Source organism: Bradyrhizobium sp. 137 (genome assembly GCF_023074095.1).
Lineage (GTDB): Bacteria > Pseudomonadota > Alphaproteobacteria > Rhizobiales > Xanthobacteraceae > Bradyrhizobium.
The window spans coordinates 145,192-159,085 of the sequence record NZ_JADPKU010000050.1 but is presented as its reverse complement, the minus strand read 5'-3'; the positions used below and the strand labels follow the sequence as shown (position 1 = coordinate 159,085).

General features: G+C 65.3%; 13 protein-coding genes. 12 read left to right on the top strand and 1 reads right to left on the bottom strand.

Annotated elements, in window-relative coordinates; genetic code table 11:
• The first annotated feature begins 90 nt into the window (after nt 1–90).
• The 10 genes from IVA78_RS13025 to mmsB all read left to right on the top strand — a co-directional run bounded on the left by IVA78_RS13025 (nt 91) and on the right by mmsB (nt 11,276).
• A complete protein-coding gene (locus IVA78_RS13025) occupies nt 91–1,635 on the top strand; it encodes a sugar ABC transporter ATP-binding protein (protein WP_247278230.1) in 1,545 nt (514 codons plus the stop codon).
• Nucleotides 1,632–2,624, top strand: a complete 993-nt coding sequence (locus tag IVA78_RS13020) for an ABC transporter permease (RefSeq protein WP_247278229.1) — start codon at nt 1,632–1,634, stop codon at nt 2,622–2,624. The genes IVA78_RS13025 and IVA78_RS13020 overlap by 4 nt, the downstream gene beginning before the upstream one ends.
• Nucleotides 2,621–3,601: a galactofuranose ABC transporter, permease protein YjfF gene (yjfF, locus tag IVA78_RS13015; protein ID WP_247278228.1), complete on the top strand. Its 981-nt coding sequence runs from the start codon at nt 2,621–2,623 to the stop codon at nt 3,599–3,601. The genes IVA78_RS13020 and yjfF overlap by 4 nt, the downstream gene beginning before the upstream one ends.
• Entirely contained in the window at nt 3,598–4,374 is a 777-nt protein-coding gene (locus IVA78_RS13010) for a FadR/GntR family transcriptional regulator (RefSeq protein ID WP_247278227.1), read from the top strand. Before yjfF ends, IVA78_RS13010 begins: the two co-directional genes overlap by 4 nt.
• Nucleotides 4,371–5,297: a Gfo/Idh/MocA family oxidoreductase gene (locus IVA78_RS13005; RefSeq protein WP_247278226.1), complete on the top strand. Its 927-nt coding sequence runs from the start codon at nt 4,371–4,373 to the stop codon at nt 5,295–5,297. Before IVA78_RS13010 ends, IVA78_RS13005 begins: the two co-directional genes overlap by 4 nt.
• Nucleotides 5,298–5,299: 2 nt before the next feature.
• Nucleotides 5,300–6,376 (top strand): aldose epimerase family protein, encoded by a 1,077-nt coding sequence (locus IVA78_RS13000; protein ID WP_247278225.1) that lies wholly within the window; start codon nt 5,300–5,302, stop codon nt 6,374–6,376.
• Nucleotides 6,376–7,254: an SMP-30/gluconolactonase/LRE family protein gene (locus IVA78_RS12995; protein WP_247278273.1), complete on the top strand. Its 879-nt coding sequence runs from the start codon at nt 6,376–6,378 to the stop codon at nt 7,252–7,254. The genes IVA78_RS13000 and IVA78_RS12995 overlap by 1 nt, the downstream gene beginning before the upstream one ends.
• Nucleotides 7,255–7,322: 68 nt before the next feature.
• Entirely contained in the window at nt 7,323–8,393 is a 1,071-nt protein-coding gene (gene chvE / locus IVA78_RS12990; protein WP_247278224.1) for a multiple monosaccharide ABC transporter substrate-binding protein, read from the top strand.
• 118 nt (nt 8,394–8,511) lie between these two features.
• Nucleotides 8,512–10,089, top strand: a complete 1,578-nt coding sequence (gene mmsA, locus IVA78_RS12985) for a multiple monosaccharide ABC transporter ATP-binding protein (RefSeq protein ID WP_247278223.1) — start codon at nt 8,512–8,514, stop codon at nt 10,087–10,089.
• Entirely contained in the window at nt 10,086–11,276 is a 1,191-nt protein-coding gene (gene mmsB, locus IVA78_RS12980) for a multiple monosaccharide ABC transporter permease (RefSeq protein ID WP_247278222.1), read from the top strand. The genes mmsA and mmsB overlap by 4 nt, the downstream gene beginning before the upstream one ends.
• A 70-nt stretch (nt 11,277–11,346) precedes the next feature.
• Here mmsB and IVA78_RS12975 read toward each other — a convergent pair whose 3' ends face one another.
• Nucleotides 11,347–11,772: a cupin domain-containing protein gene (locus IVA78_RS12975; RefSeq protein WP_247278221.1), complete on the bottom strand. Its 426-nt coding sequence runs from the start codon at nt 11,770–11,772 to the stop codon at nt 11,347–11,349.
• A 269-nt stretch (nt 11,773–12,041) separates the two neighbouring features.
• Between IVA78_RS12975 and IVA78_RS12970 the strand changes: the two genes are divergently transcribed.
• Together IVA78_RS12970 and IVA78_RS12965 are read left to right on the top strand one after the other, a co-directional pair.
• Entirely contained in the window at nt 12,042–12,707 is a 666-nt protein-coding gene (locus IVA78_RS12970) for an HAD family hydrolase (RefSeq protein ID WP_247278220.1), read from the top strand.
• 8 nt (nt 12,708–12,715) lie between these two features.
• Nucleotides 12,716–13,666 carry a sugar-binding domain-containing protein gene (locus IVA78_RS12965; RefSeq protein WP_247465514.1) on the top strand — a complete coding sequence of 317 codons (951 nt, stop codon included), beginning with the start codon at nt 12,716–12,718 and terminating at the stop codon, nt 13,664–13,666.
• The last annotated feature ends 228 nt before the right edge of the window (nt 13,667–13,894 follow it).

Below are 13,894 nucleotides of genomic sequence, written 5' to 3'. Positions count from 1 at the left end.
GCGGTCCGACCGCGCCCTTCGAATCTGCTGCGCGAACGAATAGGCTGGGTGACCGCATTGTTAGCGGGCATTGCCGGGAGTGACGTTGTCATGGAAAACAGCCCCGATCCTGCTCCGGCCCTTGTGGAGGTGCGCGGGATCAGCAAAAGCTTCGGTGCTGTGCGAGCGTTGCAGGAGGTCGACTTCACGCTTCGCGCCGGCGAGATCCATGCGCTGCTCGGCGAGAACGGCGCCGGCAAATCCACGCTGATCAAGGCGGTGACCGGCGTGTTCCCGCGCGATACCGGCATCGTCAGGCTCGGCGGTGAAGAGGTCGCGCCGCGCTCGGCCAAGGCGGCGCTTCAGGCCGGCATCGCCACCGTCTACCAGGAAGTCAACCTGCTGCCGAACCTCTCGGTGGCGCAAAATCTGTTTCTCGACCGCCAGCCGATGCGTTTCGGCATTGTCCGCGAGGGCGAGATGCGTCGCCGCGCCAACGCCTTGCTGGCGGACTTTGGCCTCGACATCGATGTCGCCGCGCCGCTCGGCAGCTATTCTGTCGCCGTGCAACACGTCACCGCGATCGCGCGGGCCGTCGATCTCTCCGCGCGCGTGCTGATCCTGGACGAGCCGACCGCGAGCCTGGACCGCCACGAGGTCGACATCCTTTTCGGCATCATGCGCCAGCTCGCCAAACGTGGCATCGGTATCGTCTTTGTCAGCCACTTCCTGGACCAGGTCTACGAGATTTCTGACCGCGTCACCGTCTTGCGCAACGGTCGCCTGGTCGGCGAGCGCGAAACCGCTTCGCTGCCGCGGCTGGAATTGATCCGGATGATGCTCGGCCGCGAGCTGGCCGAGACCACCAGCGCGCGGGCGTCTGCCACTGAGCACAGAGCGCGCGAGATCTGCGCGAGCTTCGAGAATTACGGCAAAGCCGGCTACGTCGCGCCGTTCAATCTCGAGCTGCGTCATGGTGAGGTCGTTGGTCTCGCCGGCCTGCTCGGCTCGGGCCGGACCGAGACGGCGCGGCTGGTGTTCGGTGCCGAACGCGCCGATCGCGGCCAGGCGAAGGTGGAGGGCGCACCGGTGCGGCTCCAGTCGCCGCGCGACGGTGTCCGCCACGGCTTTGGCTATTGCCCGGAGGAGCGCAAGACCGACGGTATCGTCGCCGAGCTCAGCGTGCGCGAGAACATCGTGCTCGCGCTCCAGGCCAAGCGCGGGCTGCATCGGCCGCTGTCGCGCCGCGAGCAGGACGAGATCGCACGTCGTTACGTCAAGATGCTCGACATCCGCCCGGCAGATGCCGAACGCCCGGTCGGCCTGCTCTCCGGCGGCAATCAGCAGAAAGTGCTGCTGGCGCGCTGGCTTGCGACCTCGCCGCGCCTGCTGGTGCTGGACGAGCCGACCCGCGGCATCGATGTCGGCGCGCATGCCGAGATCATCCGCCTGATCCGTGAACTCTGCGACGACGGGCTGGCACTGCTCGTGATCTCCTCTGAGCTCGATGAGATCGTGACCTATTCCGACCGCGTCGTGGTGCTGCGCGACCGCGCCCATGTCGAGGAGCTCGCGGGCGAGGCGATCGACGTCGGCAACATTCTCGCGGCCATCGCCGCCGATGGCGCCGCGATCGCGCATGAGGGGCGGGCATGACAGCGCTGTTGCCGCGCCGCGGCCTTGCCCAGATCCTCGCGTTGATTGTTATCCTGGCGGTCGATCGCGTGGTGTCGCCGCAATTCTTCGACCTGCGTCTTCAGGACGGCCGGCTGTTCGGCAGCCTGATCGACGTGCTCAACCGCGGCACGCCGGTGGCGCTGCTCTCGCTCGGTATGGTGCTGGTGATCGCCACGCGCGGCATCGATTTGTCGGTTGGCGCGGTCATGGCGATCTCGGGCGCGATTGCGGCGAGCCTCGCCGACAGCCATGGTCTGCCCATCGTGCTGGGGGCTGCGCTTGGTGCCGGACTCGTCTGCGGCCTCTGGAACGGCTTCCTCGTCGCCGTGCTCGGCATGCAGCCGATCGTGGCGACGCTGATCCTGATGGTGGCGGGCCGCGGCATCGCCCAGCTGATTACCGAGGGGCGCATCGTAACTTTCTCCTCGCCCGATTTGGTGTGGCTCGGCAATGGCGCTGTGCTCGGCCTGCCGGTGCCGGTCGCGATCGCCTTGGGCATGCTGATCCTCACCGGCGCGGTGGTGCGCGGCTCGGCGCTGGGGCTGCTGATCGAGGCGACCGGTGGCAATGCGCGGGCGAGCGAGCTCGCCGGCGTCGGCACGCGCGCCATGATATTGTCGGTCTATGTCTGGTGCGGCGTCTGTGCCGCGCTCGCCGGCGTGATTGCAGCCGCTGATATCATGGGTGCGGATGCCAACAATGCCGGCCTCTGGCTCGAGCTCGACGCCATCCTCGCGGTCGTGATCGGCGGCACCTCGCTGTTCGGCGGCCGCTTCAGCCTGGTACTGGCCGTGTTGGGTGCGCTGATCATCCAAACCATGAACACCGGCATCTTATTGTCCGGCTATCCGCCGGAGTTCAATTTGCTGGTCAAGGCGGTGGTGGTGCTCGCGGTGCTCTTGCTGCAATCGCCGAAATTCGCCGGCATTGCCGGGACAGCCGCGCGACTGCGGAGGTCCAAAGCATGAAAGGCCTGCCGCCCGTCCTCATCACCGCCATCGTGCTGGTCGCCGGCTTTGCGCTCTGCGCGATGCAATTCCCCAACATTGCCTCAACCCGCGTGGTCGGCAATCTCCTCACCGACAACGCCTTTCTCGGCATCGTCGCGACCGGCATGACCTTCGTCATCATCTCCGGCGGCATCGATCTTTCGGTCGGCTCGGTGATCGGTTTCACGACCGTGTTCGTGGCGCTGGCTATCGAGCGCTGGGGCGTGCCGCCGCTGGTCGCTTTCACCGCCATCCTCCTGCTTTCGGCAGGGTTCGGGGCTGCAATGGGTGCCGTGATCCATGTCTTCGACCTGCCGCCCTTCATCGTCACGCTCGCCGGCATGTTCCTCGCGCGCGGTGCGAGCTTCCTGCTCTCGACGGAATCGGTGCCGATCACAGCGCCGGTCTACTCGACCGTGTCGGACTTCGCGCTGCGGATGCCCGGCGGCGGACGGCTGACGGCCATCGCGATCATCATGCTGGTGATCGTGATCGGCGGCGCCCTGCTGCTGCATCTCACCCGGTTCGGCGCCAATGTCTATGCGCTCGGCGGCAGCCGGGCCACCGCGAGCCTGATGGGCGTTGCGGTCGGCAAGATGACGGTGAAGATCTACATGCTGTCGAGCCTGCTCGCTGGCATCGCCGGCATTGTCTTCTCCTTCTACACCAGCGCCGGCTATTCGCTCTCCGCGGTCGGCGTCGAGCTGGATACCATCGCGGCCGTCGTGATCGGCGGCACGCTGCTCACGGGCGGCCAGGGATCGGTGATCGGCACCTTCCTCGGCGTGCTGATCCAGGGCTTGATTCAGACCTACATCAATTTCGACGGCACGCTGTCGAGCTGGTGGACCAAGATCGCGACCGGCATTCTGCTGTTCGCCTTCATCGCCTTGCAGCAGGGACTGGTCGCGCTGGCACGACGGCCGGTGAGGAAGAGTGCAGGAGCAACCTCATGACCTCGCGCATCGTCGTCATCCCGACGCGGCGGGCCCACTCCAATCATGCGGAGGTGGCCCGCTCGATCGGCGTCGATATCATCGCTGGCCGCTATGCGGAGGGGACGCGGCTGCCCGGTGACGCCGAGATGATCGCGATGTTCGGCGTGTCGCGGCCGGTCCTGCGCGAGAGCGTCAAGACGCTGGTAGCCAAGGGGCTGCTCACCACCAAGGCGCGCGTCGGCACCGTCGTGCGCGAGCGCGGCGCCTGGAACATGTTCGACGCCGACGTGCTGGCCTGGCATCTGGACGCCGGCATCGACAAGCGCTTCCTCAACGACCTCGCCGAGATCCGTCTCGCCGTCGAGCCGCGCGCCGCCGTTCTCGCAGCTATGCACCGGTCCGAAGACGACGTCGCTGAGCTCCGTCGCTGCATGGATCGCATGCGGCTTGAAGCGTCGGACTCCGTCGGCTTTGCCGATGCCGACCTCGCGCTCCATGTTGGGGTGGCGCGCGCCTCCGGCAATCTGTTCATGCGCTCGATCGGGCATGTCATCGAGGCAGCGCTGCGCGCCTCGTTCCTGCTGAGCGCCCCGGTCGCGCCGGAGGACCGCGACACCGTGCTGCTCTGGCATCAAAAGATCGTCGATGCCATTGCGGCAGGCGATGCTGACGGCGCCTCGGAGGCGATGGTCTACGTCATTCACAACGGCATGAGCCGGCACGAACACACTGTGATCGAGGCCGCGCCGGCGGATCCGCTGCCATCTGCGAATACTGGAGAGCAAGCGTGACCGAACTTCGCATCGCCATTGTTGGCTTCGGCAAGATCGCGCGCGACCAGCACCTCGATGCAATCGCCGCGACACCGGATGCGACGCTCGCGGCTGTCGCCAGCCGCAACGCCTCGCTACCGGGGCTGCCGCATTTCGCCACCATCGAGGAATTGCTGGAGAAGGGGCCGCCGATCGACGCAGTGTCGCTCTGCACGCCGCCGCAGGTGCGCCGCGCCCAGGCGGCCGCGGCGCTCGCCGCCGGCAAGCATGTCATGCTGGAGAAGCCGCCCGGCACCGGCGTCGCCGAGCTCGATCCGCTGATCGCGATGGCAGCGGAGGCGAAGCGGACGTTGTTTGCAACCTGGCATTCGCGCTACGCGCCGGCCGTCGAGCCGGCGCGGCAATGGCTCGCCGAGCGCCGCATCGCCTCCGTGCACATCAGCTGGAAGGAAGACGTCCGCGTCTGGCATCCCGGGCAGGGCTGGATCTGGGAGCCGGGCGGCCTCGGCGTGTTCGATCCCGGCATCAATGCGCTGTCGATCCTGACCAAAATCCTCCCGCAACCCGTGTTCGTCACCGCGGCCGAGTTGGCCTTTCCGGCCAACTGCCAGGCACCGATCGCGGCGAACCTGACGCTGACCGATATCGACGGCCTGGCCGTCAGTGCCGAATTCGACTTCCGCCAGACCGGGCCGCAGAGCTGGGATATCCTCGTGGAAACCGATCAGGGCCGGTTGACGCTGTCCGGTGGCGGCAGGCGGATGGCGATCGACGGCAAGACCATTGCCGAGGCGCCCGATGAGGAATATCGGGAGCTGTACCGGCGCTTCGTCAATCTCGCTGCGACCGGCGCGAGCGATGTCGACCTGGCGCCATTGCGTCTCGTCGCCGATGCCTTCCTGCTCGGCAAGCGGTCGATCGTCGAACCATTTGTGGACTGACAATGGCTGGCTCGCGAATCACAAGAGACGTTTTCGGAGCACTGCCGGATGGTCGCGCGGTCGAACGCGTCGTGCTGCGCGGGGAGGGCGGCTTCGAAGCGCGCATCATCACCCACGGCGCGGTGATCCAGGCGTTGATCGCGCCGGACGCTAAGGGCGGCTATGACGATGTCGTGCTCGGCCACGATGCCTTCGCCGGTTATCTCGCCGAACGAAAGTTCCTCGGCGCCACGGTCGGCCGCTACGCCAACCGCATCGCCAACGGGCAGTTCCCGCTTGACGGCGAGACTGTGCAGCTCGCCGTCAACAACTGCCCTAATGCGCTGCACGGTGGCGTCGATGGCTTCGACCGCAAGCTCTGGGAGATCGCGGAGATCAACGAGAGCGCCGAGCCCGCGGTGACGCTCACCTATGTCAGCCCGCATGGCGAAGAAAATTATCCGGGCCGGCTCGATGTGCGTCTGACCTATCGCATCACCGGTCCGACCGAGCTATCGCTGAGCATGGAGGCCCGCACGGATCGGCCGACGATCGTCAACCTCACCAACCATAGCTTCTTCAATCTGGAGGGTGCGACGTCGGGTACGCCCGTCCTTGATCATGAGCTGACGGTCGCCGCCGAGCATTTTCTTGCGATTGATCCCACCGCCATTCCGCTGCCGGAGCCGCCGCGTCGCGTTGCCGGCACGCCGTTCGACTTCCGCGAAGCACGGCCGGTCGGCGAGCGCATCCGCGAGAGCAATCAGCAATTGCGCAACGGCAGAGGCTACGATCACACGTACTGTCTCGCGCGTGACGGCAAGCTTGCTTTCGCGGCCCGGCTGGAGGCGCCGGACTCGGGGCGCATCATGGAGTTGTTCACCGATCAGCCCGGCCTGCAGGTCTATTCCGGCAATTATCTCGATGGCACGATCTCCGGGAAGGGTGGCAAGCTCGTCCGGCAGTCGGACGCGATGTGCCTGGAGCCGCACATCTGGCCTGACGCGCCGAACCGGCCGGATTTCCCGAGCCCGCGGCTCTCACCTGGCGAGGTCTATCGCCATCACACGCTCTATCGCTTTTCGGTGAGGACGCCATGATGGAAGAGGTGCCGACGTCTGTGCTCTCGGATCACCCTTGCCATCTCGGCGAGGGGCCAACCTATGACGCGACCACCGACACGGCCTGGTGGTTCGACATCCGCGAAGGGCTGCTGTTTGAGGCGCAGCTCGGCGGAGGTGGCGTCCGCGTCCATGCGCTCGGCCGGATGGCGAGTGCGCTCGGCAGGATCGACGCCGAGCGTCAGTTGATCATCGCGGAAGACGGCCTCTACGTCCGCGAGCTCGCTCACGGCACGATGACGCTGCTCTGCCCGCTCGAAGCCCACAATCCGACGACGCGCTCCAATGACGCGCGGGTGCATCAGTCCGGCACGTTCTGGATCGGCACCATGGGCCGCAAGGCGGAGCCGGAGGCGGGCGCGATCTACGCGTTTCATCGCGGCAAGATCTCGCTGCTGTTCCCCCGCATCAGCATTCCCAACTCGATCTGCTTCTCGCCGGACGGCGCTATTGGCTATTTCGCCGACAGCGCGCGGGCCGTGCTCTACGCCGTGCCGCTCAATCCCGGGACCGGCCTGCCGCGCGGCGAGCCGGAGGTGCTGCTGCGCCACACCGGCATCGGCGGCCTCGACGGCTCGGTGTGCGACGCCGACGGGCAGATCTGGAACGCCTGCTGGGGCGCGGGCCGCATCGATGTTTACTCTCCGCAGGGCGAGCGCCTGCGCTCACTCAGCGTGCCGGCAAGGCAGGCGAGTTGCCCGGCTTTCGTCGGCCCCGATCTGTCGCGTCTCCTCGTCACCTCCGCCTGGCAGGACATGGACACGGCGACGCGTGCTGCCGATCCGCAAGCAGGCCACACCTTTCTGCTGAAGGCGTCCGCGCGCGGTCGCGCGGAGCCCGACGTCAAGCTCGCATAGGAGACCCAAAGCAACCGACATCTGTCCTCGAAACGAAAGAACAGTCTGACACCCAAAGGGAGTGAAACATGCTGAAACTGAAGACGACATTCCTCGCGCTCGCGCTGGCCGGCGCTGCCACGATGGCCACAGGCGTCGCCGCCTTTGCTCAGAAGGCGACAGTCGGCATCGCCATGCCGACCAAATCCTCGGCGCGTTGGATCGACGACGGCAACAACATGGTCAAGGTGCTGAAGGAGCGCGGCTACAGCACCGACCTGCAATATGCCGAGGATGACATTCCGAACCAGCTCTCGCAGGTCGAGAACATGGTGACCAAGGGCGCGAAGGCGCTGGTGATCGCCGCGATCGACGGCACCACGCTGTCCGACGTGCTCAAGCAGGCCAAAGCCAAGGGCATCACCGTGATCGCCTATGACCGCCTGATCCGCGGCACGCCGGATGTCGACTACTACGCGACCTTCGACAATTTCCAGGTGGGCGTGCTCCAGGCGCAGTCGATCGAGCAGGGGCTCGGCCTCAAGGAAGGCAAGGGACCCTTCAACATCGAGCTGTTCGGCGGCTCGCCCGACGATAACAACGCCTACTTCTTCTACAACGGCGCCATGAGCGTTCTGAAGCCCTATATCGATAGCGGCAAGCTCGTCGTCGTCTCCGGCCAGATGGGCATGGACAAGGTGGCGACGCTGCGCTGGGATGGCGCCACCGCGCAGGCCCGCATGGACAATCTGCTCAGCGCCTATTACGGCAACAAGAAGATCAATGCCGTGCTGTCGCCCTATGATGGCATCTCGATCGGCATCATCTCCTCGCTGAAGGGCGTCGGGTACGGCAGCGCGGACCAGCCGATGCCCATCATCTCCGGCCAGGACGCCGAGGTGCCCTCGATCAAGGCGATGCTGCGCGGCGACCAGTATTCGACCATCTTCAAGGACACCCGCGACCTCGCCAAGGTGACGGCCGACATGGTCGACGCGGCGCTCGCCGGCAAGCAGGTCACCGTCAATGACACCAAGACCTACGAGAACGGCGTCAAGACGGTGCCGTCCTATCTGCTTAAGCCGGTCGTGGTCTACAAGGACAATTGGGAGAAGGTGCTGGTCGACAGCGGCTACTACAAGAAGTCGCAGTTCCAGTAGGCTTGTCTTGCTCAGTCATTCCGGGGCGATGCGAAGCATCGTACCCGGAATCTCGAGGTTCCGGGTTCGCCCTTTGGGCGCCCCGGAACGACGGTGAACTTTCCAAGCACACTATCCGATGACCGCCATGCTGGAGATGCGCAACGTCAGCAAGAGCTTTGCCGGTGTTCAGGCGCTGCGCGACGTCAATTTCTCGGTTCACGCCGGGCAGATCCACGCGCTCGTGGGCGAGAACGGCGCCGGCAAGTCGACGCTGATGAAAGTGCTGAGCGGGGTCTATCCGCACGGCAGCTACGAGGGCACCATCGTCTTCGAGGGCGAGGAGCGGCGCTTCCGCGACATCAACGATTCCGAGGCGCTTGGCATCATCATCATCCATCAGGAGCTGGCGCTGATTCCGCTGATGTCGATCGCCGAGAACATCTTCCTGTCGCATCCGCCGTCGAAGTTGGGGGTGATCGATCGCGACGAGGTCTACCGGCGCACGCGGGAACTGCTTGCGCAGGTTGGCTTGAAGGAATCGCCGGATACGCTGATCACCGATCTCGGCGTTGGCAAGCAGCAGCTGGTCGAGATCGCGAAGGCGCTGTCCAAACGGGTGCGGATGCTGATCCTGGACGAGCCGACCGCGAGCCTCAATGAGGCCGACAGCGCCGCGCTGCTCGAACGGCTGATGACATTTCGCGAGCAGGGTATCGGCTCGATCCTGATCTCGCACAAGCTGAACGAGGTCGCAAGGGTCGCCGACCACATCACTGTGCTGCGCGACGGCCGCACGGTCGACAGCATCGATTGCCATGCCGAGGCGATCCAGGAGGATCGCATCATCCGCAGCATGGTCAACCGCGATCTTGCCCATCGCTTTCCGGAGCGCAGCGCGAAGATCGGCGAACCCGTGCTCACCGTCGAGAACTGGTCGGTCTATCATCCCGTCCATCCCGAGCGGAAGGTGATCAAGAACGTCAATTTCAGTGTCAAGCGAGGCGAGGTCGTGGGCATCGCCGGCCTGATGGGAGCCGGCCGCACTGAATTCGCCATGAGCCTGTTCGGCCGCTCCTGGGGCACCACCATCAGCGGCAGCCTCCGGCTCGAGGGCAGGGAGATGACGCTGCCGAGCGTCGCGGCCGCGATCGATGCCGGCCTTGCCTATGTCACCGAGGATCGCAAGCAGCTCGGCCTCATCCTCGCCGACGACGTTCGCAAGAACATCACGCTGGCGAGCCTCGACCAGGTCGCGCCCGGCCGTGTGATCGACGACATCGCCGAGCTCAAGGTCGCCAGCGACTACCGCAGCCGGATGCGGATCCGCTGCTCCGACGTCTACCAGGAGACAGGCCAGCTCTCCGGCGGCAATCAGCAGAAAGTGGTGCTGTCGAAATGGCTGATGACCGATCCGAAGGTGCTGATCCTGGACGAACCGACGCGGGGCATCGACGTCGGTGCCAAGTACGAGATTTACTGTATCATCAACGAACTGGCGGAAGCCGGTCGCGGCGTCGTCGTGATCTCCTCGGAAATGCCCGAGCTGCTCGGCATCTGCGATCGCATCTGCGTCATGAACGACGGCGCCTTTGTCGGGGAATTCCAGGGATCCGAGGCGACGCAGGAAAAGATCATGCGCGCCATCATGCGCAATAAGAGAAGCAACGGGAGCGGCGCTCGTGCGGCCGCGGAGATTGGAGGATCGCAGCCATGACCGACAAGACGGTGTCGCTGCCCGAGGAGCGCCGGCACGGCAGCTTCATCAAGAACAACTTGCGCAGCTACGGCATGCTGATCTCGCTGGTCGCGATCATGCTGTTCTTCCAGGTCGTCACTGGCGGCACGCTGCTCCAGCCGCTCAACCTGACCAATCTGGTGCTCCAGAACAGCTACATCGTCATCATGGCGCTGGGCATGCTGCTGGTGATCGTCACCGGCCATATCGACCTTTCGGTCGGCTCGGTCGCGGGCTTCATCGGCGCGGTGGCCGCCGTGCTCATGGTGACCTACAAGATCGACTACACGCTCGCCTTCATTGCCTGCCTCCTGATTGGCGCCGCCATCGGCGCGGCGCAGGGCTATTGGGTGGCCTATTTCAAGATCCCGTCCTTCATCGTCACCTTGGCGGGCATGCTAGTGTTCAAGGGCCTCGCGCTCGCGGTCTTGCAGGGCCAGTCGCTTGGACCGTTCCCGGCGACCTTCCAGAAATTGTCGTCGGGGTTCATTCCTGAACTGCTTCCGGAGGCCGGCACGCTGCATCCGACCTCCATGCTGATCGGTGCGGTGCTCGCGCTCGGCCTGGTCTATGCCAGCGCCAAGGGACGGTCGCGCGAGCAATTGCATGGCATTGAGGTCGAACCTTATGCGTTCTTCCTGGGCAAGAGCGTTCTCTTGGCCTGCGCCGTGCTCTATTTCACCTATCTGATCGCCTCGCATCGCGGCCTGCCGAATGTGCTGGTCATCATGACGGCGTTGATCGCGCTCTACGGCTTCGTGACCCGGCGCACCGTGATCGGCCGGCAGATCTATGCCGTCGGCGGCAACGCCAAGGCGGCGAGCCTGTCGGGCATCAAGACCGAGCGGCTGACCTTCCTCACCTTCGTCAACATGGGCGTGCTCGCCGCGCTCGCCGGCCTCGTCTTCGCCGCGCGCCTCAACACCGCGACCCCGAAGGCCGGCCTCGGCTTCGAGCTCGACGTCATTGCCGCCTGCTTCATCGGCGGCGCCTCAGCCTATGGCGGGGTGGGCCGCGTCGGCGGTGCCGTGGTCGGCGCCATGATCATGGGTGTGATGAACAACGGCATGTCGATCCTCGGCATCGGTATCGACTACCAGCAGGTCATCAAGGGCCTGGTGCTGCTCGGGGCGGTGTGCATCGACGTGTACAATCAGCGGCGGTAAGCTCGCGGCGAAGAACGTAGAGTGGGCAAATGGCGCCAAAGCGCCCATGCCCACCAATTCTCGCGGTCGGTCAGGACTGCAGCACCGGTACCAATCCGTAGCGCAGCATCGTCTCCTTCATCTTTGCCGGATCGGGTGTACCGGCGGTGAGCAGGGCCGCCATTTCCTTGAAGTATTGCGGGCCAAGCACGCCGGGGGTGAGTGTGCACAGGCAGGTCGCCGGCCGGGGTGAACGGTTGGTGAAGCTGTGCACGACGCCGCGCTTGATGAACGCGGTCTCGCCCGGCGCCACGTCGACCTCCGTTCCGTCGATCCGCCAGGTCGAGATGCCGCTGAGTCCATAGATCGTTTCGTCCCAGCGATCGTGATAGTGAGGGATCGGCATGCGCGCGTTCGGTTGGAGGGTCATTTCGAACAGATCGAGGCTGCCGTCGGTGTCGTCCTTGCTCCGCAGAAAGATTAGCTGCAGCGCACCAAGATTGATGATCTCAGGCATGGCAAACTCATTGGGTCGTGTGCGGTCGCGAACCTTACCGCGTTCGGGCAGTGAGCCAAAGCGCTCTGGTGATACCATGATCTGGGTGGCGCAATTGGCGCAATCCTACTTGCCGACGCTGTTCCGCCGCGGCGGCTGCGTATCCTCGGCAACATCAAGCGTTGCCGGCGATCGACCGGCAGGTGGCGCATTGAGGCGCAGACCGCGCCGCGAGGGCTTGCCCCAGCTGAGCTATTGCTCGTCAGTTGGGTATATGATCGAATGGCTGGATGCACCAGGGCCGGCTGAAACCCGATCTGATCATCTTCGACTGCGACGGCGTGCTCGTCGACAGCGAGCTGTTGAGCTGCCGCTGCCTGTCCGAAGTGCTGGCCGAATCCGGCTTCGCGCTCAGTGAGGCGCAGGCGCTCGAACTCTTTCTCGGGCGGAGCACCAAGGCGATCGAGCAGCATTATCACGATCTCGGGCAAACCGTGCCGCACGGCTTCCTGCCGCGATTGAAGTCGCGCGTGCTCGAGACGTTTGCCGCCTCGCTCGAACCGATCCCCGGGGTTGGGGCGGTGCTGTCGGACCTGACGGTGCCGTTCTGCGTGGCCTCGTCGAGCGATATCGACCGCGTATCGCTCTCGCTCGACGTCACCGGCCTCAAGCCGCTGTTCGACGATCGCATCTACACGGCGCAGATGGTCAAGCGCGGCAAACCGGCGCCCGACCTTTTCCTCCACGCGGCCGAGAAGATGCGCATACCGCCCGCGCGCACATTGGTGATAGAGGACAGCGTCAGCGGCGTGCAGGCGGGCAAGGCGGCGGGCATGACTGTCTGGGGATTTGTTGGCGGAGGCCATTACAGCACCCGGGACGGGCAGGCTATATTGTCGGGCGCCGGGGCCGATCGGGTCTTCGAGCGCATGAGCGATTTCTGGAAGGACGTCTGACGCCTGCCATGGCCGCCGAGAATGAGAAATCGAGGCTCGACGACGCCGCGCGCGCCGGCTGGCTCTATTTCATTGCCGGTCATACCCAGGACGAGATCGCAAAGATGCTCCAGGTCTCGCGTGCCTCGGCGCAGCGGCTGGTCTCGCTCTGCCTCGCCGAGCGGCTGATCACGTTTCGGCTCGAGCATCCCATCGCCGCCTGCATGGAACTGGCGGCGCGCCTGAACCAGCGCTTTGATCTGGTTCATTGCGAGGTGGTGCCGGCCGACCCTGCGGCGCCGCAGGCTACCGCGGGCATCGCCGAGCGTTGCGCCAACCTGCTCGATTCCACGCTGCGCTCGGAGACGCCGGTCATCGTCGCACTCGGCACCGGACGGGCGGTGCGCGCCGCGGTCGAGCGCGTTACGCCGATTGACCGGCCCAATCATCAGATCGTCTCGCTGGTCGGCAACATCTCCGCCGACGGCTCGGCGAGCTTCTACGACACCGTCGGCCGGCTCGCCGACCGCACCGGCGCGCGGCATTATCCGATGCCGTTGCCGTTCCTGATGTCGTCCGAGGACGAGCGCAACAAGATGGTCCGCATCGAGCCGATCGCCAAGGTGAAGGCGGTCGCGGCCAAGGCGGACCTTCGCCTCGTCGGCATCGGCCAGATGGACCAGAAGGCGCAGGTCCATGTCGATGGCTTCGTCACCCGCGATGAATTGTTCGAGATGATGCGGTTAGGTGCCATCGGCGAGATCACCGGCTGGGCCTATGATTCCAACGGTCGCCTGCTCAAATCCGGCACCAACAAGCGCCTGACCAGCATCCCGCCGGAAGTCCCGGCCAAGACCACGACGATCGGCGCCGCGATCGGCGCCGCCAAGGTGCCGGCGATCGCGGCCGCGATGAACGGGCGATTGATCAACGGCCTGATCACGGACGAGGCGACGGCAAGGGCGATCTTGGAGCGGTAGGGCGTTTGCGCTTTCGGCGTGCGCACGAGGCGGGAAGTCTCTCAACCACACCGCTGTCATTGTCCGCGAAGGCGGACGATCCAGCACGCCGCGGCCCCGCTTGGGCCAACCAACCGCACCGAGTACTGGATGCCCCGCTTTCGCGGGGCATGACAGCGTGGGTGCTCCCGCATCGCAGCACTCATAAGTTGCGGGAAGGGCCGCACGCCCTGCTTGACAACTGCGCCT